The organism is Paenibacillus glycinis, assembly GCF_009909185.1.
GTDB classification, from domain to species: Bacteria; Bacillota; Bacilli; order Paenibacillales; family Paenibacillaceae; genus Paenibacillus_Z; species Paenibacillus_Z glycinis.
Window position 1 is genome coordinate 47,004 of the sequence record NZ_JAAAMV010000012.1, and the last position, 23,688, is coordinate 70,691.

18 protein-coding genes are annotated in these 23,688 nt (G+C 59.8%); 5 read left to right on the forward strand and 13 right to left on the reverse strand.

Features of this window, described 5'->3' with window-relative positions:
* Positions 1-78 precede the first annotated feature (78 nt).
* Both GT019_RS15875 and GT019_RS15880 read left to right on the forward strand, forming a co-directional pair.
* Positions 79-1,260, forward strand: coding sequence for a CapA family protein (locus GT019_RS15875; RefSeq protein WP_161744173.1), 1,182 nt, complete (start codon positions 79-81; stop codon positions 1,258-1,260).
* Between the two features lie 265 nt (positions 1,261-1,525).
* Complete coding sequence (locus GT019_RS15880) at positions 1,526-2,608, forward strand: hypothetical protein (RefSeq protein WP_161744174.1); 1,083 nt, start codon at positions 1,526-1,528, stop codon at positions 2,606-2,608.
* A 257-nt stretch (positions 2,609-2,865) separates the two neighbouring features.
* Here GT019_RS15880 and GT019_RS15885 read toward each other — a convergent pair whose 3' ends face one another.
* Positions 2,866-3,723 carry an AraC family transcriptional regulator gene (locus GT019_RS15885; protein ID WP_161744175.1) on the reverse strand — a complete coding sequence of 286 codons (858 nt, stop codon included), beginning with the start codon at positions 3,721-3,723 and terminating at the stop codon, positions 2,866-2,868.
* 290 nt (positions 3,724-4,013) lie between these two features.
* Here GT019_RS15885 and GT019_RS15890 point away from each other — a divergent pair, with 290 nt between their 5' ends.
* Entirely contained in the window at positions 4,014-5,792 is a 1,779-nt protein-coding gene (locus GT019_RS15890) for a glycoside hydrolase family 36 protein (protein ID WP_161744176.1), read from the forward strand.
* A gap of 215 nt (positions 5,793-6,007) precedes the next feature.
* Here GT019_RS15890 and GT019_RS15895 read toward each other — a convergent pair whose 3' ends face one another.
* From GT019_RS15895 to GT019_RS15915, 5 genes are all read right to left on the reverse strand, one after another.
* The gene (locus tag GT019_RS15895; protein ID WP_235948307.1) at positions 6,008-7,603 is read right to left on the reverse strand and encodes a response regulator; all 1,596 of its coding nucleotides are present in this window, start codon (positions 7,601-7,603) and stop codon (positions 6,008-6,010) included.
* Positions 7,600-9,405 (reverse strand): sensor histidine kinase, encoded by a 1,806-nt coding sequence (locus GT019_RS15900; protein ID WP_235948310.1) that lies wholly within the window; start codon positions 9,403-9,405, stop codon positions 7,600-7,602. The genes GT019_RS15895 and GT019_RS15900 overlap by 4 nt, the downstream gene beginning before the upstream one ends.
* A gap of 269 nt (positions 9,406-9,674) precedes the next feature.
* On the reverse strand, positions 9,675-11,393 hold the full coding sequence (locus GT019_RS15905) for a type 2 periplasmic-binding domain-containing protein (protein WP_161744178.1): 1,719 nt from the start codon (positions 11,391-11,393) through the stop codon (positions 9,675-9,677).
* An 85-nt stretch (positions 11,394-11,478) separates the two neighbouring features.
* Positions 11,479-12,375, reverse strand: a complete 897-nt coding sequence (locus tag GT019_RS15910; protein WP_161744179.1) for a carbohydrate ABC transporter permease — start codon at positions 12,373-12,375, stop codon at positions 11,479-11,481.
* Positions 12,376-12,378: 3 nt separating this feature from the next.
* A complete protein-coding gene (locus GT019_RS15915; protein ID WP_161744180.1) occupies positions 12,379-13,272 on the reverse strand; it encodes an ABC transporter permease in 894 nt (297 codons plus the stop codon).
* Positions 13,273-14,441: 1,169 nt separating this feature from the next.
* Here GT019_RS15915 and GT019_RS15920 point away from each other — a divergent pair.
* On the forward strand, positions 14,442-14,600 hold the full coding sequence (locus GT019_RS15920; RefSeq protein ID WP_161744181.1) for a hypothetical protein: 159 nt from the start codon (positions 14,442-14,444) through the stop codon (positions 14,598-14,600).
* Between the two features lie 276 nt (positions 14,601-14,876).
* Here the strand turns inward: GT019_RS15920 and GT019_RS15925 are convergent, their stop codons facing one another.
* From GT019_RS15925 to GT019_RS15955, 7 genes are all read right to left on the reverse strand, one after another.
* The gene (locus GT019_RS15925; RefSeq protein ID WP_161744182.1) at positions 14,877-15,656 is read right to left on the reverse strand and encodes a pirin family protein; all 780 of its coding nucleotides are present in this window, start codon (positions 15,654-15,656) and stop codon (positions 14,877-14,879) included.
* Positions 15,657-15,662: 6 nt separating this feature from the next.
* Complete coding sequence (locus tag GT019_RS15930) at positions 15,663-16,121, reverse strand: MarR family winged helix-turn-helix transcriptional regulator (RefSeq protein ID WP_161744183.1); 459 nt, start codon at positions 16,119-16,121, stop codon at positions 15,663-15,665.
* A 289-nt stretch (positions 16,122-16,410) separates the two neighbouring features.
* Positions 16,411-17,472 carry a BtaManbiosPhlase gene (locus GT019_RS15935; RefSeq protein ID WP_161744184.1) on the reverse strand — a complete coding sequence of 354 codons (1,062 nt, stop codon included), beginning with the start codon at positions 17,470-17,472 and terminating at the stop codon, positions 16,411-16,413.
* Positions 17,473-17,561: 89 nt separating this feature from the next.
* Complete coding sequence (locus GT019_RS15940) at positions 17,562-18,509, reverse strand: MTP-1 family protein (protein WP_161744185.1); 948 nt, start codon at positions 18,507-18,509, stop codon at positions 17,562-17,564.
* A gap of 42 nt (positions 18,510-18,551) precedes the next feature.
* The gene (locus tag GT019_RS15945) at positions 18,552-19,391 is read right to left on the reverse strand and encodes a carbohydrate ABC transporter permease (RefSeq protein WP_161744186.1); all 840 of its coding nucleotides are present in this window, start codon (positions 19,389-19,391) and stop codon (positions 18,552-18,554) included.
* Positions 19,378-20,253 carry a carbohydrate ABC transporter permease gene (locus tag GT019_RS15950; RefSeq protein ID WP_161744187.1) on the reverse strand — a complete coding sequence of 292 codons (876 nt, stop codon included), beginning with the start codon at positions 20,251-20,253 and terminating at the stop codon, positions 19,378-19,380. Before GT019_RS15950 ends, GT019_RS15945 begins: the two co-directional genes overlap by 14 nt.
* Positions 20,254-20,268: 15 nt before the next feature.
* Complete coding sequence (locus GT019_RS15955; RefSeq protein WP_161744188.1) at positions 20,269-21,609, reverse strand: ABC transporter substrate-binding protein; 1,341 nt, start codon at positions 21,607-21,609, stop codon at positions 20,269-20,271.
* A 329-nt stretch (positions 21,610-21,938) separates the two neighbouring features.
* Here GT019_RS15955 and GT019_RS15960 point away from each other — a divergent pair, with 329 nt between their 5' ends.
* Positions 21,939-22,964, forward strand: a complete 1,026-nt coding sequence (locus tag GT019_RS15960) for a LacI family DNA-binding transcriptional regulator (RefSeq protein WP_161744189.1) — start codon at positions 21,939-21,941, stop codon at positions 22,962-22,964.
* The last annotated feature ends 724 nt before the right edge of the window (positions 22,965-23,688 follow it).

A 23,688-nucleotide genomic window follows, 5' to 3' on the forward strand; every position in this document is an offset into this window, starting at 1 on the left:
CTTTATTATGCAGGTGAAATCCAATTATCCGCTCTGGATCAGCGCATCGATCCGGCTCGAAAGGAAACGTTGACCTTGATGAATGAAATCGCTGCGAACGCGACAACCGCGGTCGAGACGAAAGATAGCGCGGAGCCGGTCCCCGGCCACGCCAGGCATGCGCGAAAGGAGATTGTCGTCGCCGCGGTCGGCGATCTCCTGATGAAGCCGCTGCTCATTCGAACCGTACGCACCTCGTCTCCCGCGAAAGGGGACGCCGCTTACGCGTTCGACCAGGTGTTCGAGCCGGTTGCCCGATATCTGCGCGAGGCGGATCTGACGATCGGCAATCTCGAAACGACGTTCTCCGGCGGCACGGACGAGCGCAGTTATACAACAACCATTCGCAATCCAAAGAATCGTAACCCGGTCTTCAATTGTCCCGATGCCTTCGCGCCGGCACTGAAGGCGGCCGGCTTCGGCGTGCTCGCGACCGCGAACAACCATTGCATGGATTATGGCGTGCGCGGGCTCAAACGGACGCTCGAGGTGCTCGACAAGCACGGCATTGCCCATGTCGGCACCTACCGGGGGAACGAAGAATCCCGGTCGCTCTGCATTCGCAACGTCGAAGGGATTCGCGTAGGCATCCTATCGTATACCAGGGGAACCAACGGCGTGCCCGTTCCGAAAGGTCAGCCGGCCGGCGTCAAGAAAATCGTCCCCTCGCTCATCAAAAAGCAGATGAAACGGCTGCGGGCAAAATCGGACTTCATTATCGTTTGCATGCATTTCGGCTCCGAATACCACCGGCGTCCGAACGCCGGCCAAAAGCGAATGGTCCGTTTCTTGTTCCGACAGGGCGCCGACGTGATTCTGGGCGCGCATCCGCATGTGCTGCAGCCCGCGGTCTGCCGCAGCGTAACGGACATCGACGGACGGACGAGGAAACGGTTCGCGATCTACTCGCTGGGCAACTTTATCTCCACGCGGCTGCACGGCAAGGACGCTGCGTTGACCGGCCTCATCCTGCGCCTGACGATTCGCGGAACGGCCGGCGGCTCCGCCGAATTGTCGAAGGTCGACTTTATTCCGACATGGGTCAGTCTCGCGAAGAACGGCAAACGCACGAGATGCCGGGTCGTGCCGCTTCCTCGGGCGCTTCAGGAACCGAACGGCTATGCGTCCGGGCAGGCGAACCGGATGCGCCGCGCCTATCGCGGTACCGTTCTCCTGTACAAGGGCGTCATGTCGCCGCATGGGGAATCGCCCTCAGGCTGAAGGCTCCGCTCCTTGCGGTTCGGAACCGGCTATCCCTTGCGCGAACCGGCTGTCGTCCTTTACGCGAGTGGATGCTCGCCGGCCGATCTTATGGTAAAATGGAATGAGTTTGTTTGGAGGCGGGTTCCGTACGGCAGGAATATTTCCACCACTGTCGAATACTGTCGTGGTGCCCAATCGTTTCATAGGGAACGGAACCGGCGAGTTACCGCATAATGAACAAGAGTGCTAGACTATTTTTTACTTGGAAAAGGGAGCACGTAACATGATCGTACATTACACGAGAGATATCAACAGCGCCGCCGGCATTTTGAGCTCCAGGGAGTTCTCGCTCGCGCGCGTCGGTTTGAACGAGCAAGCCGGCGTATTGCGGTATTTGTCCGATTTCAACCGGCTGCATTACACGCAGGACCTGATCGCGACGTTCAGGCAAGCGCTGAATATCATGCGCCAGACGCCGAACCTCGATCAGAAGCAGTTTTTCACGCATACGTTCCTAGCCGCGGAATTGCGCAAGGTCGCCTACCAGAACGGCGTCTCGCTCGGGGGCTCGCTTGCCCGGCTGCTCGGCCAGCACAGCTTCATGACGAGCTTCAGCGACGAAGCGGCGAGCACGTTCGCCAATCCGGCGAACGGCGAGATCGCCTTCGAATTCGAGGAAAACCCGCTGGTCGCGCCGCGCGGCTTCCACCTGTTGTTCAATAAAGTGCACTATGCCGAATCCGATAAAGTGAAGAAGCTGCAGGCCGACAACGGCGACGATATGACGCAGTTCATGGACAGCGTCGCGCAGGAATCCGATGCCACGTTCACGGATATTCTCGCCGCCTATATCGAGAAGCTGGAGAAGCAGCAGCTTGCGTATACCGGCATCATTCACGACCTGCTGGCCGCGCTGATGGAAGAGAACAAGAAAGGCGCGTTCACGCCGCTCGACCTGTATACGCTGGATGAAACGGTCGCCACGGTCAAGTTCATCCACGATTACACCGTCGAGGAATTCACGACCAAATTCCGCACGGAAACCGGTCAAAAGCCGCCGACCAAGCTCGAGATCAAACAGATCCTGAGGCAAAACCCGGACATGATCCAGGCGACCTGGATCGATATTCGCAGCGCGCTCATCCAGGATGTCGCGTTCAAGCAGGAGAACGAGATCCGCGCGATTCTGCTGCCGCAGAACAAGAAGCAGTTCAATCAGCAGAAGAAGCAAATTCCGCTCGCGTTCGACGCGGACAAGCTGCGCCGCATCGTCATTTCGCCGAACTGCGCCGACAAGGCGGAGTGGAAAGCGAAGCTCGAGGACGCGCTGTTCACGAACCGCTACGCGAATGTCGTCGTGGAATAGCAACGGGAATAGATTTAACGCGGTACCGCCGTCCTTGCAGGGTTTCGCGGGCCGTCAACAAGAAAGCGGCTTTCCCCCATCAGGGAGAAAGCCGCTTTCTTGCATAGCATCGGCTTGCTTCGCTCATGCTACTCGCATCGCGTCAATCCCGGGGATCCTCGGACGTCCGGTCGCTCCATGAGCGGCGCATTGCCGCGGCAGGGGTATTCCCGCGCCGCGAAGCTTGGCCTTGGCGGTCGGATTACAATTCACGCCGCCTACGGGCGATTGCGGTAAGCGGTCGGCGACATGCCCTGCAGCCGGGCGAACGCCTTGCCGAAATAAGCCGCGTCGCCGAAGCCGGCGCTGCTCGCGACGATCTGCACCGGCAGGCTCGTTTGGCTGAGCAGGAGGCGCGCTTTCTCCATCCGGTACCGGAGCAAGAACTCGTACGGGGCAACCCCCGTCTGCGCATGGAACAGCTTGGTGAAGTATGCCCGCTCGAGACCGACGTGCCGGGCGATGAGCGAGATCGTCAGCTTGCTCTGGTAATGCTCCTCCATGAACTTCGCCGCCCGGGCGATATACGCTTCGCTGCCGTCCTTCCGGCGCGTCGGGGTCCGCGTCTCCCCGCTTCCGTTCAGGAAGGTCGCGAACAGCTGGAGCAGCAGCCCGCCGCAATGCAGCTCGCCCGCCAAGTCGTCGATCGCGGAACGGCCGAGCAGCTCGGCCAGCAGCGGCTCCGACTGCCGCGGCGCCGGCTGCACGCCGGTCGGCGAACGCAGCGTCAGCCCCGCCGCCTGAAGCAGATCCGCGGCAAGCTTCCCGCCGATGCCGACCCAATAATACGTCCACGGGTCATCGTCGCTCGCCCGGTAGGCGGAAGGCTGGTTCGGGAACATGCAGAAGCAGTCCCCCGCCTTCAGCTGGTAGTCGCAGCCGCCCGTCGTGAACGTGCCCGAGCCCCCGACGATGAAATGAATCAAGTAATGGTCGCGCATCGTCGGTCCGTACTGATGACCCGGCTGGCAGAACTCCCTGCCGCAGTAATACAGCCGCGGGTCCAGCTCCGTGCGGCCTGTCATGAAATGCTCCGCGAACCGCTTCTCCGGCAGCGGCTCTTCGTCGTGGCCCATTACCCGCGCTCCTTTCGTTTCCCGTCGACCGCGAGGCAGTGCACCGCTCCCCGCGCCGCGATCGCGCGTTTTCTTTCCCCGCCTCTCGCTCAACAGCACCATACCATGCCGCCGACGCCTTCGTCATCCTCAATCACACAAATAAACCGGATATTCGTTCTCGATTCAAGCCTTCATCCCAAATAGAGACACAATTCAACCAGCTTCCAACACATTATCCACCTGTTTCCCCTACCGCTTCCGGCGCTATAGTAGAAGCACATGCAAGCAACGCGAGGAGGAAACACGTCATGCAAACTTTAACGGCCGGTTACTACGACTATCGCCTGGAAAGCGGGGAATCCCCCTTCCGGGCCAGCTTGCGGATCGAACGCGAGTCCGAGGGCGTCGAGATCGTCCATATCCGCATCGAAGCCGATGCCCCCGCGGTTCCGCCCGCCTTCACGCTCGCTTGGAATCCGCCGATCGTCGACGCGTCGGCCATGTGGCACCCCACGGCTAATTTCGCCAAAGGCCTGCGGGCGGACTGGTCGCAAGCTTTCGATTCCAAGTCGACCCATTCGGCGCCGGTCATCAGCCTCTTCGGCGGCTCCGGGAAGAACCGCCTGACGTTCGCGTTCTCCGACGTCTTGAACGTCATCCGGTTCAATGCCGGCGTCCACGAGGAAACCGCCACCTTCAGCTGCCTCGTCTCCATGTTCGACACGCCGACCACGCCGCTCGCCCGCTACGAGGCCGAGCTGCGCATCGACGTCCGCGACATCCCTTATTACGATTGCCTGGCCGACGTCAGCCGCTGGTGGGCCAGCTATCCGTCCAACGCCCCGGCTCCCGTGCCGTCGGCCGCGCTCGAGCCGATGTATTCGACCTGGTACAGCTTCCACCAGCATCTGAACCCGGCGGAAGTGGAGGAGCAGTGCCGGCTTGCCCGCGAGCTCGGCTGCGACTCGGTCATCGTCGACGACGGCTGGCAGACCGCGGACAATGCACGCGGCTACGCGTATTGCGGCGACTGGAACGTATGCGCGGACAAAATTCCCGACATGCGGGCGCATGTCGCGCGCGTCCATGCGCTCGGCATGAACTATCTGCTCTGGTATTCCGTGCCGTTCATCGGCATCCACAGCGAAGCTTGGAGCCGCTTCGAGAACAAGATGCTCGAGCGCGTCGACCGGCTGAATACCGGCGTGGTCGATCCCCGCTATCCCGAGGTCCGCGAATACCTGATCGGCATCTACGAGAAAGCGCTGCTGGAGTGGGACTTGGACGGCTTCAAGCTCGACTTCGTCGACGCGTTCGAGCAGCCGGCCGTCGAACGCGACGATGCCGACCCCGGACGCGACACGCCGTCCGTCGCGCAGGCGGTCGACATGCTGCTGAGCGAAGTCATCGCGCGGCTGCGCGCCGTCAAGCCGGACATCATGATCGAATTCCGCCAATCGTATATCAGCCCGCTCATGCGCAAATACGGCAATCTGTTCCGCGCGGGGGACGTGCCGAACGACGCGCTGCAGAATCGGGTCCACACGATCGACGTCCGGCTGCTGTGCGGCAATACGGCCGCGCATTCGGACATGATCATGTGGCACCCGGGCGAACCGGCGGATGCCGCCGCGCTGCAATTGATCAATATCCTGTTCGCCGTGCCGCAAATTTCGGTCCGTCTGGACACGCTTCCGCAGGATCATAAAGACATGACGGCGTTCTGGCTCAGGTTCTGGCGCGAGCATCGGGATACGCTCATGAACGGCTACCTGGAGCCGCATCATCCCGAGCTGAACTACCCGCTCGTGACGGCCCGCAGCGAGCATGCCTTTATCGCCGCCGCGTATCACGATACCGTCGTCGCGCTGGACGGGGACCTGCCCGTGACGATCATCCTCGTCAACGGCACGCGCGGAAGCCGGTTGATCGCGGAAGCGGCGGAGAACATCGGGCCGCGATCAGTGCGCGTGCTGGATTGCTGCGGCCGCGAAATCGCCGCGTACGAGCTGGACGGCCTGCAAGGCTTGAAGGCGTTCGACGTCCCGGCCTCGGGCCTCGTCATCCTGCAGACTTCGCAGTCGTAATGCCTTGCGCTTAGGGCGGCGATGACAGCTTCCGAACATGAGATGCGTACCGCATTGCACGCAACGAACCCCTCCGCGGATTGCCGGGAGGGGTTCGTTGCGTCACGCGGAGGCGGGGCGCCAAGGTTGACTCCATGACGCGGAGGATGGCCGACTTTCCGAGAGAGGTCTAACATGAAGCGGAGCCATGCCGCTAAACTGTCAGTCCCCTAAAATCAATGGTAGTCCCGATACTCCTGCGGCGTGCAGCCGACCAGCTTCTTGAACAGATAGGTAAAATACGCGGAGGTTTGGATCCCGACCCGGTCCGCCACCTCGTAGACCTTGATGCCCGGATCCTTCAGCAGCTCGCGCGCCCGGTCGATGCGGGTCTCCTGGACGAATTCGGAGATCGTCTTGCCCATCTCCCGCTTGAACAGCACGCTGAGGTAGCTCGCGTTCAGGCTGAATTCCTCCGCCAGCTGCTTGACCGTCCAATTCTCCTGCAGCCGTTCCTCGATGGAGGCCGCGATCCGCTTGATGAGATTGTGCTGCTGGTTCATGCTCTCTTTCTTCTCGATCGTCATGTACCGGTCCACGTAATCGACCAGCAGCACGATGATCTGTCCGGTGCTGCCGCAATCGAGCATCCGTCGCCACATCAGGATGTTCATCTCGCCGTTCGCGTCGTCCTTCCACTTGAGGTTGCGGATCAGCTCGCTCAGGAAGCTCATGCCGAATGCCTGCACGTACGAGAACGACGCCGGCTCCTGGGCCAGCAGCACGTCGAGGATCCGGTTCATGTACGCGCCGACCTTCGCGGAATCGCCCGATTCCATGAGCTTCACGATGGTCGGCATGAACTCCTCGCGCAGCCGGAAGTCTTGGAATTCGGCCCGGTCCATATAATCATGGCGGACGATCTGCCCGTCCGAGATCAGGCGCGCCTTCGCCATCATGAATTTGATCTCTTTATAGTGCAAGGGCACCTCTTCCCACCGGCTGCCCGAGCGGCCGCTGCCGACGGTAACCGTGGCGCCGTACTGCTCGCGCATCATGTTCTGGATGAAGGGCAGCCGCTTCTCGGCCTTGGCCCGCTCCTCCGGCGACTGCCCGAAATGCAGGGCGACGACCTCGTCCGGCGTAATCTGCGCCAGGAACAGCGGCTCCGTGCCGGACAAGCCGACCTCGATCGTCTGCTTGAATCCGCTTCCAAGAAGGATTCTGTCTTTGGCCTCCTGGCGGGGCGACAGGAAATGATCCAGGCCGAAGACCAGAATTCGGAACCCGGCGGCGACGTCCGGCAGCGCCATGAGGCTGTTCCAGGAAGCGAGCATGTCGTCCGTCTGCGGAATTTCCGCGATCAGGTCGTTCACGAACCGTTCCTTCACGAGCTTCAAGCTCTCCGACACCTTCTTCTCCAGCTCGGTCGTCTGCTCGACGATGCTGCGCATCTTCTCCAGCGTCTCCCGAAAGCCCCCGAGCCGGCTTGATACCTCTTCCATCTTGAGCGGCTTGAGCACGTAAGCCTGCGCGCCGACATGGATCGCGTCCTGCACGAACTCGAATTCGTTGTAGCCGCTGATCATCAGCACTTGGATGTGGGGACGCGCCTTCTTCGCTGCCGCCACGAGCTCGATGCCGTTCATGCCCGGCATCGACACGTCGGAGATGAGCACGTCGTAGGTCGACGCGCGCAGCTCCTCCAGCGCTTCCTCGCCGGATTCCATCGTCGCCGGCTTGTCGTACCCGAGTCCCTGCCAATCGATATATCGGACGAGGCCTTGAATATTGGAAGGCTCGTCGTCCACGATGAGTACCTTGAGCATCATGCTTCCCTCCTGATCGTCGGCTCCGCGATGCAAGCCGGGAACGCGATGGACACGCGCGTCCATGCGCCGGGCTCGCTCTCGATCGTCAGCGCCGCTTCGCTGCCGAAATACAGCGCCAGCCGTTCTTTAATGTTGGGCGTTCCGAATCCGCTGCCTTTGCCGACATGCGCGCCGCGTTCGATATCCCGAAGCACCGCGGCCGGAATGCCCTGCCCGTTGTCATGGACGGACATGCGCATGACGCCCCCTTCCCGGCTAACCGCGATGCGGATCACGGCGCCGGGCCTGCGGGTAATCGCCCCGTGCAGGTAGCAGTTCTCCACGATCGGCTGCAGCACGGTCTTGATCGTGTAGAAATCCAGCGCCTCCTCGTCGATCTCCCACTCGACCCGCACGCGTCCCGGATAGCGGAACTGGCAGATGTCGAGGTACGCCCGGACATGCTCGAGCTCGTCGCGGATGCGGATGACGCTGATTTGATTGTTCAAGGTAATCCGATAGAAGGTCGTCAGCGCGTCGATGATCCGGATCTGCTCCTGATCGTCCGCGTCCATCGCCCGCCAGCGCAGCAGCCCGAGGGAATTGTAGATAAAATGCGGATTGATCTGCGCCTGCAGCGCCTTGAACGCCTGCTCCTTCTCCGCCAGTCCGGATTTGGTGATATCCTCGACCAGCTTCCCGAGCCGCTCCGACATGGAATTGAACCGGTTCTCCAGCTCGCCCAGCTCGTCGTTCTCGCTGTAGCGGACGGCCGCCTCGAATTCGCCGCGCGAGAGATCGGCCATGCGCGTGCCCAGCTTGCGGATCCGCCGGACGATATTGCGGACGATCGTCGTCATGAGCGACAACGAGAGCAAGAGGAAGAACGTGATGATGCCGACGATCAGAATGAGCACGGTCCGGTTCTGGTTATCGAGATGCTTCGTGCGCATCAGCGCCACGAGCGTCCAGTGCGAGGACAAGGGCCGGGTCATCAGCATGTCCTTCGTCCCGGTCAGATCCACCACGGAGCCGTCCTCCGGCGACGCGGCCGCAGGCGCGCTTCCGTCCGGCCATGCCTGCAATTGCAAGCGCTTGCCGATATCCGCGCGGTCCGTCGCGGCGAGAATTCGCTTGGCATCGTCCACGATATACAGGCTGCCGTCGTTGAACGGATGATCCAGCACCTCTCCGAAGACGGCGTTGTAATTCAATAAAATATAGACCATGCCGATCAGATTCCCGGTGTTGTCGATGATTTTGCGCGTGATGACGCTTTGGTTCGGATTGCCCGGGACGCTGCTCCAGAAGAGCGGGCTTTGCGATCGCTTCGCCTCGTCGTACCAGGCGCGCTCGGTCATGCCGGAGAGCATGCGGTCCTCGGGACGCCAGAGCAGCTGCCCGTCCTGCACCAGCGTCTCGTTCGTATGGTAGATGCGGAAATCCGCGATGCCCGGCAAATATTTGCTCGTGATCAGGAACGTCCTGTCCACGTAATTGACCGTATCCACGACCTCGGTCATGTCCGCGTATTCGCGCCCGAGCCGGGCGATCAGCTCGCCGTCGGTGGCCGTCCGGACCGCCAGCAGGTCGTAGCTCTTCTTGCTGAAGTCGACGATCTGGGCCGTCTGCTGCACCGCTTCCTCCGCCGTATTCACGTAGCTGCGGTGAAAGCTGCGGATGACCCCGTAGACGGCGCCGCTGCTCAGCACGAGCGTCGGCAGCAGCAGAATCATCACGAACAGCACGACGATTTTGCCGCGCAGGCTCATTCTCCGGGTGAAGCCCAATATCCATTTGTCCAGTCGCAATCCCAGTCGCAAGGCTCCCTCCCCTTTCTCAACGGAGTATATCATACGCCCGGCAGGCGGTTAATAGGAAAGCGGTCCGATCGGCAGGCGCCGTAAGGCGGTTAATAGGAAGGCCGTCCCCGCGGCGGGCGCCGTAATCGTGCCGAAAGGGAAGCCGTCATAGTGACGGCTCCCCTTGTTCAGGCAAGTCATGCGATTTCGATCCTTGATTTTATCCTGCACTTCGATCCCTGCTAGTAATCCTGGCTTTCGATCAAAGCCTTCGTTCCGCGGCACTCGGCTTACGCCTTCGGAGCCGTCTCCTCTTGCAAGCTGGCGTTCCACTCCTGCTTGAGCTCGCTCCAATGGGCGCGTTTCTCGAGCGCCGCTTGGAAATCGCTCCATGCCGCTTCGAACGCTTTGTCGTCCTTCGCCATGAGCAGCTTCGCTTTGAACTCCTTGCGCACGTTCTCGAGCTCCGGCAAATATTTCTCCCATAGGCCGCCCGGCTTCGCTTTCACCATGTCGTAAGGCTGCGCGACGCGGACGCCGCCCATTTTGCCGATCGCTTCGGTGAACTCGATCGTTTTCTGCCGGCCCTTCGGATCGGTCACGGCGTAGTTCCACCACGGGTACCACTCGTTGCTGTAGGACGAGATGCCGTACAGTGCCGGGTTCGTGCTCGCGATTTTGGCCGCGTCTCCGGAATCGTGAAGCTGTTGGTAATTGGCGTCCGTGAATTTCCACAGGCCGAGCGGCTTATCCACCCAATCCCAGAACACGCCTGCCGGGCCTTCGTTCGCGACCTGCTGCTGCTCCGCCTTCGGCGTCAGCATGTAATCCACGAATTTGAGGATGGCATTCAGGTTCTTCGTGTCCTTGCTGATGTACAGGTCGTTGCCCGGGTACGGGTTGACGATCTGGTTCGCGCCGATATGGTCGACGCCCGGTACCTGCGGATACGGAATCGTCTCGTAGAACCAAGCCGGCTCCGTCGGTCCGTCCAGGATTTCCCAGATATGCGCGTCCATGTTGAAGAATCCGCCGACATTCATCGCGATGCGACCGGATTTGGTCTTCTCCTTGTAGCGTTCCGCTTTGTCCGTGATCGCCTCGGCGTCGATAAGGCCTTCGCGGTACATTTGGTTCATCCACTGGTAGGCCGCTTTGTACTGCGGATTATCATAGATGAATTCATAGCTGCCGTCATCCTTCTTCTCCACGGGGATCACGCCGCCGGCCGTCGAGGTCGACACGCCGAACGTGCTCAGGATGATGTTCTCGTCGCTCGCGTCCGACAGGAAGCTGAGCGGAATGTAAGGCTTGCCGGACGGGTCCTTCTGCTGGGCTGCGGCTTTCAGGTAATTTTCCACGCCGGAGATCGTTTTCAGATCGTCCATCTTCATGCCGGTCTTATCGAGGATGTCCTTCCGCACGAACCAGCCACCCGACGCCCAGCCCGGCCACGGATCTTCGGGATGCTGGTCGAACCAGGTCGGGATCGACCAGATATGTCCGTCCTTGTCCTTCATCGCGTCCAGGTACAGCTTCGGAATGGAAGCGAGTCCCGGATATTGATCCGGCATGTCGAAGTACTTCTCGACCGGCAGGATGCTGCTTGAGCGGATCATCGAGGAATTGACGATGTCGCTGCGGTTGAACAGCGCCGCGTCCTCGAAGCCGCCGGTGTTCAGCTTGAGGTTGAGCGCCGTCATGGCGTCGCCCTGCGTCGCTTCCAGCTGCACGTCGATGCCCGGCTCATGCTCTCTCCAATACTTCTGCACCATGCTGTCGTTATTGATCGTCGCCGTCCAGCCGAGCCACAGCTTGAACGTCTTGGATCCGGCGGAATCGCCGGAGCCCCCGGCGTTCGCCGGCGCGTTCGCGGTCTGGTTCGTTCCGTCCGCCGGGGCGTTCGAAGCGGCATTGCCTCCGTCGTTACCGCTGGAGCATGCCGTCAGTCCGAGCATCAATGCCGCCAGACCGAGCGCCATGCTCTTTCTTGCCGTGAGCACTTTCATGCGTTGCGTTCCCCTTTCTGTCTGTCCATTATATATGGTGTTTCCGTACACCCGCTGTAAAATGGTTCTATTTACCAGATGCCGTCTACCCTTTGACGGAACCGATGAGCACGCCTTTGACGAAGTAACGCTGCAAGAACGGATACACGCACAGGATCGGAATCGCGCTCACCATGACGGTCGCCATCTTGATCGACATCAGCGTGACGTTCGCCAGGCTCGAGCCCCGGGCCAGCGCTTCCACGTTGTTGTTGGAGCCGAGCACCGCCGAGATGTCCTGCGCGGACAGCAGCTGCTGCAGGAACGTCTGCACGGGAATCAGCTTCTGGTCCGACACGAAGAATGCGCCCGCGAACCAATCGTTCCAGTGCATGACGCCGGTGAACAATCCGAGCGCGGCCAGCATCGGCTTGGACAGCGGCAGGATGATCGACCAGAGAATCCGGAACGGATGGGCGCCGTCCATCTCGGCCGATTCGATCAGCGCTTCGGGAATGCCCTGGATGAATTTCATCATGACGAACATGTTCCAAGCCGAGAAGGCGCTCGGCAAGATGTACACCCAGAACGAATTCAGCAAATGCAGGTCGTGCAGCTGGATGTAGAACGGGATCAACCCGCCGCTGAACAGCATCGTGAGCAGCACGTAGCCGAGAATCGTTCCCCGCATCGGCAGGGCCCGGTACGACAAGCCGAACGCGGCCAGCAGCGTAATTAGCAAGCCTGCTATCGTCCCGATGATCGTCCGGGCGATCGTGATCCAGTACGAGTGCTGGATGATCTCGTTGCCGAGCACGATCCGGAAATTATAGAGCGTGAAGTGGCGCGGCCACAGGTACACGCCGCCTTTGGCCGCGTCGCGTCCTTCGTTCAGGGAGATGGCCAGCATGTACAAGAACGGATAGATAACCGCGAAGCATAGGAGCAATAGAAGCACGATGATGACGATTTGACTCGCTTTGTCGCCTGCCGAACGTTTCATAGCCTACCAGAGCCCCTCCCCGTTGATTTTGCGCGCCGTCTGGTTCGTGATGAGCACGAGGATCAAGCTGATCACCGAGGACAACAGGCCGACGGCCGTCGCCATGCCGAAGTAGCCTTGCTGCAGCCCGCTTCGCAAAATGTACGTGTCCAGAACGTCCGCGACGGGTTGGTTGGCCGGATTCATGAGCGGGTAGATCTGATCCATCCCGACCGCGATCAGGCTCGGCATGCTCAGGATGAGCACGATGGAAATCGTCGGCATGATGCCGGGCAGCGTGATGTGCCGGATCTGCGCCAGCCTGCCCGCGCCTTCGACCTTCGCCGCTTCGTAGAGCTGCGGGTCGATGGTCGTAATGGCCGCCAGGTAGAGGATCGTATTCCAGCCGACCTCCTTCCACAGGCCGCTCGCCACGATCATCGGGCGGAACCATTCCGTCGAGCCGAGGAAGAAGATCGGATCGTGGCCCGTCTTGGTCACGATTTGATTGACCAGTCCGCCGTCCAGCGTCAGCAACGATTGCAGAATGTACGCCACGACGATCCAGGAGAAGAAATGCGGCAGGTAGCTGACGGATTGCACGAAGCGTTTGAACCCGCTGTGCCGCACTTCGTTGATAAGCAGGGCCAGGATAATCGGAGCCGGGAAGCCGAACACGAATTTGAGAACCGCGATGATGAGCGTATTCTTCACCACGATCCAGAATTGGTCGTCCTTCAGGAAATCGAAATTTTCCACCCCGGTCCACGGGGCGTTCCAGATCGTGTAGCCGATGTGGAAGTTTTTGAACGCGACTTGGATGCCGGCCATCGGAATGTAGCTGAACAGCAGCAACAGGATTACGGCCGGTGCGATCATCATGTACTGGTGGCGGTATTTTGCCAGTCTTTCGAGCATGCGAATCACCTCTGTACGCTAATTATACGGACAGCGGGAAATGGGAACTAGAATACAACGATTGGATTTCTATCGCAATGATTAGAGGATTGGGCGGGCGGACGGGCGGGTTTATGAAAACGCTTTTCATGGGGAGGGAAGCGCGAAAATGAGGAGGTTGCTTAACATGCGCTGTCGCCTTTGGACGGGCCGGCGGAGACTGGCCTCGCGATTGGGAGTGGGCGAGGTCTCGCGACCGGCGGAGACAGGCTTAGCGAATGTGGTGAAGGCTAGGCTTTGCGACCGGCGGAGGCAGGCTTCGCGAGTGGGAGGAGACGAGGGTTCGCGACCGGCGGGGACAGGGCTTCGAGTCGACGTAGGCAGGCTTCGCGAATAGCGGAGGCTAGGCTTTGCGAACGGCGGAGGCCGGCTTCGCGATTGGGAGTAAGCGAGGTCTCGCAACTGGGAGGAGACGAGGTCTCGCAACCAGTGGAGACAGGCTTCGCGATTGGGAGTAGGCGAGGTCTCGCAACTGGGAGGAGACGAGGTCTCGCAACCAGTGGAGACTGGCTTCGCAATTGGGAGTGGGCGAGTTCTCGCGACCGGCGGAGACAGGCTTAGCGATTGGGAGTAGGCAAGGCTTCGAGTCGGCGGAGACAAACTTTAAAATGCTGCGAAAATGCAGGAAATTCTCGTTTCGTCGTCCCTTGGGACAAGCATTCATGCAAATCTGCAGCAATTTCAAAACAATGACTTCTATTGGCGCGTTGAGGAAGGAAATTGCTGCAGACTCGCATCATTTTCGCTGCGGCAGGATCATTGGCGCGAATATTGATGCATAATTGCAGGAATCACCATTGACGCCGACAAAAGAAGCAGCTATCCGCGCCGTCATTCAACACGACGTTCGGGACAGGTGCTTCTCTACAGGCGACCGCCGAATAAATACCGTCTGCGTACGATTTATGAATGGCATTCCCGGTTTGCCGCCGTTCAGCCAGCGCCGCGATTCGCTTGTTCATGCGATTCACCTCACCGGCTTCCTATTGGTTATAGTTCAACCGTAAGACGCGCCGCTTCTCCGGTACGCGGCAACCGTCCCAGGGCTCTCCTGCTCATTCATCCGTGCGTATTATGATCGGCTCATCGATTTTCATAACGGTCGAGATCGAATAAAGAAGCAGCGCCGCATGGAGAACGAACAACAGTTTAAACAGCAGCGGATGCTTTCTCCTGGCCCACCCGAGAAAGAAACAGATGCTTATGGCAACCGCAGCCGCTATCCAAATCAAGGATTTGAAGTAAAGCGCTGCTTTGTCGTCCGGCAAATGATAATGAAAGACGCTTGAGAGGCATTGCGAGACGCCGACGGTCATCCATGTCGAGCATTGCAACCAATACACGATGAAAACAACGGCGTAAAATACGAGATTCATGACGAATGTGATGAATTTCATTAGCGGCACCATCCAGTAAGCGAGTATTCCGAGCCTCGAATCATATTCCTATTATTTAGTTATCGGCTCGCCGAGGGCAAGAAGGAATACCGCCATGCTCATCCCAAAAAGGCGACCGCCCCTGCTGGAGCAGCCGCCTTCCTATAGAAACGCATCAGCGCGATTTAATTATTTGCGGTAAAGCGGATAATCGACTTTGGTCGGCACTTCGATCACGGCCATTCGGAGCGCCCGATCCGCTCCCGCGCGGAGCGTGAAGCGTTTGCCGCCGGCAGGCGTCTCGATCACGCTGAAGTCCTTATGCCGGAAAGCGACCGGTTCGCCGTCGCCGGCAGCCGGCTCCCAAGTGCCGTCGCCTCTGACCGCGAGCGCCGCCCAAGCATAACCCGCAGCCAATTCATACGCGTACGTCGTACCCGGTTCCAACGTAATGTCCCACATCTTCGCATCCGTCACGAGCTTGATCGGGGATTCCCCGCCTAGAATCGTCTTCACGCTTACGCCCGGCGCGGTCGACGCCAACGGGAAATCCTCGTGCCGATAGTCGGCATAGGTCGGCCGGCGCTTCAGCGCTTCGCTCAAATGCGGCTCCAGCCAGATCTGGAACGCCTCCCCGTCCGGACCGAAAAACTTCTCTTGATGGGAGACGCCCGAGCCGGTCTGCATGACCTGCGCGCCGCCTTGGCCCACGGCGCTCTCGGTTCCGAGCGTATCGCCGTGAACGAGCCTACCGTTCAGGACGTACGACATGATCTCGAACCCTTCGTGCGGGTGAAGCCCGATTCCGCCTTCCTTCTCCGTGTGCGCCCAAGACCAATAAAACAGCGGACCGACGCGGCGCACGACGGAATCCTGATGCGGGAACCCGATCGGCTTCTGCACGCGGATGCTGCCCCCCGGGAACACCTCGCTCACCTGTTGGTCTGGCGAATAGATATTAATCGTCATGATGAATCATTCCTTTCCTTCCATGGATTCGGCGCTTAAGCCGATCTTCTTCAACAGCTCCGCCAGCATATGCTTCTCCTCGTCCGTCGCGGCAGACAACAGGCGCGAGATGAGCGCCGCGTGCTGCGGGAAAATATCGTTAAACATCGCTTCGCCCGCCTCCGATAGCAGCACGGTCATGCCTCTGCGATCCGTCTTGCTCGGCTGCCGGCTCACGAGGCCTTTCTCCTCCAGCTTGTCGACGACGTACGTGATGCTGCCGCTCGGAATCGACAGCCGTTCGCTGATGCGCTGGACCGCCTGCGGCCCGGTGTTGTACAGCAGCTCGAGAATCATGAAATGCTCCGTGCGGAGACCGCGGCTTTCGATATCCTTGTTCGCCCTGCCGAACACCGACCGGGACGCCTTCAACCAGATCCGGAACAACCGCAGGTCGATCTCGCCCGGACCCTTATTCTCTGGCATCGTTCGCTCCCTCCTTCATGCTTCGATTTATCGTGTGACGGCCGACAGCCGATCCAGCCTAATACGCTATGTTTATATATCCTACTATTAGGATATATAAATCCTAACACTAGGATACTTATTTGTCAAAGGTTCGACGAAAACCTTTCCTCGCTTCAGCGTCGGGCAGGCACGTCTTCCGGGCAACGAAAAAGAGCAGCCGACCCGGACGTTACGTCCGATCGGCTGCTCCCCTTTTGCTCACTTAAAATACGGTTCACGCTATTCGATTCGAGTAAACGAATCCGCCTTACACGGCCTCGAGGCCGTCCAAAATCTCCTGCAGGCTCAGCTCCGCGCACGCCATCGACGTGTCCGCGGCGCCGTAGTACATCCGCACCCGGTCGCCGTCCACGAGCGCGCCGCACGAGAAGACCACGCCGCCGAAGAACCCGTTCGCCTCGTAATCGGCTTCCGGCTCCATCACCGGCTTCACCGAACGCGCGATCACCTTCGACGGGTCGTTCAGGTCGAGCAGCACCGCGCCCATGCAGTAGCGGTTGTCCTTGGTCGCGCCGTGGTACAATTCCAGCCAGCCGCGCTCCGTCCGGAACGGAACCGCGCCGCCGCCCAGGCGGCCGCTGTCCCACATGCCGTCGCGCAGACCGATCAGATGCTTGTGGTTGCCCCAATAGAGCAGGTTGTCGGACTCGGCGATCCACATCTCCGGACGTCCGACGCTCTTGGTCGTCGGACGGTGCAGCGCGTAATATTTGCCGTTGATCCGTTCGGGGAAGATCAGCACGTCCTTGTTGTCCGGTCCGAATATCATCCCGTGATGCGTCGTCGTCACGAAGTCCTTCGTCGAGACGAGCGATTCGCCGATGCCGACGGGCGATACCGCGGAGAAGTAAATGTAATACGTATCCCCGATCTGGGTGATGCGCGGATCTTCGATGCCGAACGTCTCGAGCGACTGGGACGGATATACGAACGGCTTCTCGTCGATCGTGAAGTTATGGCCGTCCTTGCTGCGCGCGATGCGCAGGTACGACAGCGACGTCAAGTATTGGAATGCCGGCGCATGCTCCTTCAGGATGATGACGCGCGGATCGGACAAATCGTAGCGATCGTCATCCTTGCGAATCGGAACGAGATCGAGACCGCCCGTCTCCACGTTGAATACCGGCGCCAGCACGATCTCGGGATCGGGGCTGATCGGGCGCTCCGCGACGCGAAGCAGCATGATGACTTCGCCGTTATACTCCGCGATGCCGGCGTTGAACGCGCCGATGACTTCGAAATCCTCGCGGTGCGGCTTCACGTCCGCCGGGGTGACCAGCGGGTTTTCTTCGTAGCGGTAAATATTCATGGCGTTAACTCCTCTGTTTTGCTCTATTTATCTATTCAGTATGGTTTCGCGTAAACGGCCGCGTCTCGGGCGATGCAGCCCCGTAAGGACTACAGGCCGCGAAATGGATCCTCGATGACGATCCGCTGCGCGTCCGCGTCGCTGATGCCCGCGTACAGCAGCGCGCTGCCATCCTCATGGCGAACCAAGCCGCCGCTGAAGACGACGTCCTGCAGGTCGGGCCGCTTGGACGGGCCCGGCAGGAAACGGCTGCGCTCGGCGATCAGCTTCATCCCCGTGAACGATTCGCCCGTCGGGTCGAACACGAACGCCATCGGATAATAATGGCGGTCTCCCGCCTCGTCGAAGCTCGCGACATGGCCGAGCACGCCGATGCGGCCGTCGACCAGCCGATGGGCTTCGTTGGCTCCGCCCCATTCGCCTTCGGCGAATTGCCCTTGCAGCAAAGGCGCATCATTGATCACGGTAAGCGTCAAGTCGTCCAGCGATTTCACGCGGGTGTAGCCGATCTTGCCGCGGCCGCCCTTCTCGCCCTGCGGCCGCGTGAATACGCCGATATCGCCGTCCGCGAGCTCGATCAAGCGAAGGTCCTTCATGCCGTCGGGCCCGCGGAAGAACGGCTTCAGGCCGCGGACGTCCTGTCCGCGGTAGAAGACGGTGCGCCACATGAGCGCGTTCTCCTTCTCGGGATGCGGATAGATCTCCACGCCGCCGACGACGAGCTCGCCGCCGATCCGCGTATGGAACGGATCCTGCAGCTCCAGCACCGGCGCGCCCTCGAGCGGCAGCCACGTTCCTTCGCGCTCGGCGAAGAAAACGACCTCGGCATGCTCGCTGTCCCGGGATTCCACGCGTCCCGCGATGACCGGCACGCCGCCGTCCGCGAACGGCGCCGCGATATTATAGACGTCCTTGCCGCCGACGCCGCCGAATACGATCCGTTCCGCCCGTTCGGCGCGCGCGCCGGAAGCGCGGTAAGCCGCCAGCAGTTCCCCGCAAGCCTGCGGCTGCCTGATATTGCCCAATCCTAAAGCCATTCTGCTCTCTCCCCACTCGGTTGCTTGATTTCAACCTGACGATTATTTCAAATTAAACTGCATGCCTTCCCGGAACTGCTTGCTGAAGAACACGAACATGATGATGATCGGCAGCGTCAGGATCGTCGAAGCGGCGTACAGCGGACCCGGATAGGAACCGTACGGCCCGAACATCTGCGACAGCAGCACGTTCAGCGTCAGCATGGAATCGCTCTTGACCGCGATCATGTCCCACAGCAGCTCCGTCCAGCGTTCCATGAGCAGGAACAGGAAGATGACGGTCGTAATCGACTTGGACATCGGCAGCATGATGCGGTACATGATCTTCAGATCGGAAGCGCCGTCCAGCCGGGCCGCCTCGATGAACACCTGCGGCACGGCCTTGAAGAAATTCGTATACATGAAGATCGCCCACAGGCTGACGGCTTTGGGCAGGATCAAGCCCAGATACGTATCGTACAGCCCGACCCGCTGGATGATCAGGAATGTCGGAATCAACAGGATGATCGCCGGAAAAAACATATGGAACAGCACGAAGTTGTTGATCGCGTTGCGGCCGAAGAAGTTCAGCTTCGCCAGCGCGTAGGCGACCATGACGCCGAAGAGCATCATCAGCACCGTCGAGCAGATCGACACGATCACGCTGTTCATGAACGCATGCAGCCAAGGCCGCGTAATGCCGGTCTCTCCGCCATGGAACAGCCAATCGTAGGATCTCGTCGTGAATTTCGTCGGGAACAGCGTTTTGTCGATTTGCGCCCAATCCGCGAACGAACTGAGCACCATGTACAGATACGGATAGACCATGATGAGCAGAAGCACGACGGCGAGCGCGTAACGGACGGTCCGTCTTGCGCCGCTGTGCCGTTTAGACCCAACCATTGCGCTTCCCCCAAACTTCCAGTAATTTGCGGATGATGAAAATCGAGATGAACGTCGCGACCGATGCCAGCAGGGCCACCGCGGACGCGTATCCGCTTTGCAGGTTCGAGAAGGCCTGCTTGAATATCTCCATCTGCCACGTGTTCGTGGCATTGCCCGGTCCGCCGCCGGTCAGCTGGTATACCTCGGTGAAGATCCCGAAGGTCACGCCGAACGCGAGGATCAGCGTCGTATAGAGCGATGGATACAGCAGCGGCAGCGTGATACGCCAAAACCGCTGGTTGTCCTTCACCCCGTCGATGGCGGCCGCTTCGTACACTTCCTTGTCGATGCTCTCCAGGCCGGACGTAATGATGAGCGCATAATAGCCCGTGAACTTCCAGGCGAGGATGAGCCCGACGATGAACAGCGCCGTGAACGGCGTGCCCAGCCAGTCGATGTCGATGCCGATGCTCCGCAGGGCGGTATTCACCGGACTCGTGTAGGACAGCAGGCCTTTGACGATCAGCGCCGAGACGACGCCCGAGCTCAGGTACGGCAGGAAGAAGCCGATCAGGAACAAGCCCTTGAACCTCGTCAAGCCATGCACGAGCACGGCCACGCCGATGGCAAGCACCGTGACGAGCGGAACGAAAATCAACATGAACCGGTACGTATTCCAGAACGCCGCGTGCACGCTCGGCGATTGCAGCGCGTCCGCGAAGTTGCTCATGCCTTTGAAATTGAACGTCGGCTTGATCATGTTCCAATCCGTCACGGACAAGAAGAGCGTCCAGAAGAGCGGAATGAAGAAGAACACGAGCGAGTAGATCAGATAAGGGCTGGTGAAGAGCCAGCCCAATCTATTGTTTCGTTGGTCCATTTTTCGGATCCTCCCTTATTTCAGGGCTTTCTCCAATGCTGCCTGCATCGCTGCCCATCCTTCCGCAGGGGCGATCTCGCCTTTCACGACTTTGTTGAAGGCTTCGGTGCCTATGATCGTCTGCAGGTCGTTATACTTGGCGTTATCCATCGGAGGCACGGCATTCGGCACGTTCTCGGCGTAAGGCTTCAGCTGCGGGCTCGCGTCGAGAATCGGTTTGAACGCTTCGTTGGTCGACAAGTCGTCGCGCGCCGGCGGCAGGTTCGTGTCCTTGAACCATTTCACGTCGTTGGCGGCATCGCTGTACACCCATTTAATGAAGCCGACCGCCGCTTCTTGCTGCGCTTTCGTCGCGGACGCGTAGATGACGAGCCCTTTCGTGTCGGCGAACGTTTTGCTTTGCGCGGGATCGACGCCGTCCGGTACCGGAGGCATGCTCAGCGTGTAGTTCTCGTTGTATTTCAGGTTCGGGTATTTCTGCGCCCACGTGGAGAACGTCCATGGACCCACGTCCGTGAAGATGCCGACGCCGTTCTCGAACGGATCCGTCGATTGGCGGGCCAGGATGCCTTTTTCTTTGCGCAGGCTGTCGACGAACGTCAGCACGCTCTCGCCGGCTTTCTGATCGCCCGTGAAGGAGCTGCCTTCAATGAACTTGTTGCCGCCGGAAGCCGCGTCATACAGCATGTAGAAGTCGAACCAGCGTTTCCACGCCGTCGGATCGGCAAGATCCGCCTTGGCCCACAGGTATTTTTTGTCGCCGTATTTGGCTTTGAGCTTCTTGGTCACTTCCAGTACTTCGCTGTAGGTCTTCGGCGGTTCGTTGTAGCCGAGTTCCTTCAGCGTGTCGAGGCGCCAGCCGAAGAGCATCGCGTTGGAGTAGATCGGCAGGACGTATTGATGACCGTCCGCGAATTTCCAAGGCTCGATCGTCTTTGTCATGTCGCGCGCGGCGATTACGTCGGAGAAGCCGGCGATCGTGTCGAGCGGGACGAGCGCTTGGCTGTCCGACAATTGCGCCGCGAAGCCGCGGTTGATGTTCTCCGAGATCGTCGGCGCGCTCTTCGCGGCGATCGCCGCTTGAATGCTCGCTTCCGAAGTCGGGGATTCTTTAATCGCGCTTACATTAATCTTGACTTTATCGTTCGTGGCCTCGTAGGCCTTGGCCATTTCCGACCAATACGCCTGCTGCGTCGGGTTCGGGGCCGCCCAGAATTCGATCGTCGTCACGCCGCCCGCATTGGAGCCTCCGGTGTTGCCGTTGTCGTTCGTTGCGGTGCCTTGCCCTGTCGAACAGGCGGAAAGCAGTACAGCTGAAAGCGCAACCACAGATAAAGCCGAATTTCTCTTTTTCATTTTACTTAACCCTCCATCGTGAAATTGTAATGAGGAAGCCATAAAAAATCATCTGATTCTGACCTAACATGTAACGTGAGAACGGTTCTAATTATGCTCCTCGTAATTGTTATAGTCAAGTGACAAATTTTAATGTAACCGTTTTATAGTCGCATTAGTAATGTCAATAATATAATGTTGTAACGTTACAAAATGGCTAGGCTCCTTCGATTTCCAATGACCGAACCGAGCCGGCCCCTTGACAACGCCTTATGAAATTGGGAACAATGATAGATGAACGGCGCAGCTCCGACCCTATCGGAAGCGGACCGGCAACGGAGGTTATTCGATTGAAAACGAAAGTGACGATGCAGGATGTGGCCGACAAGCTTAATCTGTCCAAAAACTCCGTTTCCCAAGCATTGACCGGAAAACCCGGCGTCAGCGAGGAAACGCGGCGCCTCGTCATGCAAACGGCGTCCGAAATGGGCTACACCTACGCCAAACGGCAGGGCGACCAAGCCGAGAGCGCGGCATCCAAACGTACGATTGCCCTCATCGCCTCGGATTATGCTTTTTCCATGAAAAGCTTTTTTAGCGATATTTATTTGAGCATCGACAAAGAATTGAACCGCAACGGCTGCGGTCTCGTCATACAATCCATCAGCCCCGACCAAGCGGAGTCGCTGACCCTGCCCGCCTTCCTGCAGGACCGGTCCGTCGACGGGGTGCTGGTGTTGTCCCACATCACGACTCCATACATCCAGGCGGTTCTGGACACCGGCATTCCCGCCGTGCTGATCGACCATCATCATCCGGCGCTCCAGGCCGACACGATTCTGACCAACAACCGGTTCAGCGCCTTCGAAGCCGTCCGGCATCTGGTCGAGCTCGGCCACCGCGACATCGGCTATATGGGCAACATCCGCTTGTCGCCGAGCTATTACGAACGGCTGGAGGGCGTGCGGCTCGCGGCGTTCGAGCTGGATCTGTCCTTGCAGGAGCAGTGGCTGATCACGGATGCCGTCGAAGACAGCGAATGCGTCCGTTCCCGGCTGAAAAAGCTGCCTTCGCTGCCGACGGCCTGGTTCTGCGTGAACGACGGCTTCGGCTTCATGGTGAACTCCGCGCTGCAGCAGATGGGCCTGCGCGTGCCCGAGGACGTCTCCATCGTGAGCTTCGACAACGGCTATCTGTCCCAGCTCGCGACGCCTCCGACGACGACTATGAACGTCAACCGTCCGCTCTACGCGGAATGCGCCGTCGAACGCTTGCTGAATCGCTTGGACAAGCCCGAGCTCCCGCTGACGGAAACGCTGCTCCCGACGACGCTGCTGGTGCGCGCTTCGACGGGGCCGGCACCGGAGCGGGGGTGAACGGCGGGAGGCGTTAGGGCGGGGTTGAACGGCGCAAGGCGTTAGGGCGGGGTTGAACGGCGCAAGGCGTTAGGGCGTTTATAGTGCGGCAATCGCCGCTGGTGCGCTTTGGACGCGAGGGGCGCCGGATAGGCGCTAACGACGCAAGACGTTAGCGCGTCCGTGGTGCGGCGATCGCCGCTGGTGCGAGATGACGCGAGCGGTGCGCCAGATAGGTGCTAACGGCGCAAGGCCTTAGCGCGTCCGTGGTGCGGCGATCGCCGCTGGTGCGATTTACGCTATAGAAGCGCCGGAAAGGGCGATGCGCCGCTGGTACGTTTTGACGCGAGCGACGCCGGATAGGCGTTAACGGCGCAAGGCGTTAGCGTGTCCGTGGTTCGGCGATGCGCCGTTGGTGCGATTTACGCTATAGCAGCGCCGGAAAGGGCGATGCGCCGCTGGTGCGTTTTGACGCGAGGGGCGCGCCAGATAGGCGCTAACGGCGCAAGGCCTTAGCGTATCCGTGGTTCGGCGATGCGCCGTTGGTGCGATTTACACTATAGAAGCGCCGGAAAGCGCGATGCGCCGCTGGTGCGTTTTGACGCGAGGGGCGCGCCAGATAGGCACTAACGGCGCAAGGCCTTAGCGCGTCTGCGAGCGGGCGCCGCTGGTGGCGCTCCGGAAGCGCTAACGGCGGAACGCGTTATGGAGTCAATGGTGCAGCGATGCGCTGATGGTGCGTTTT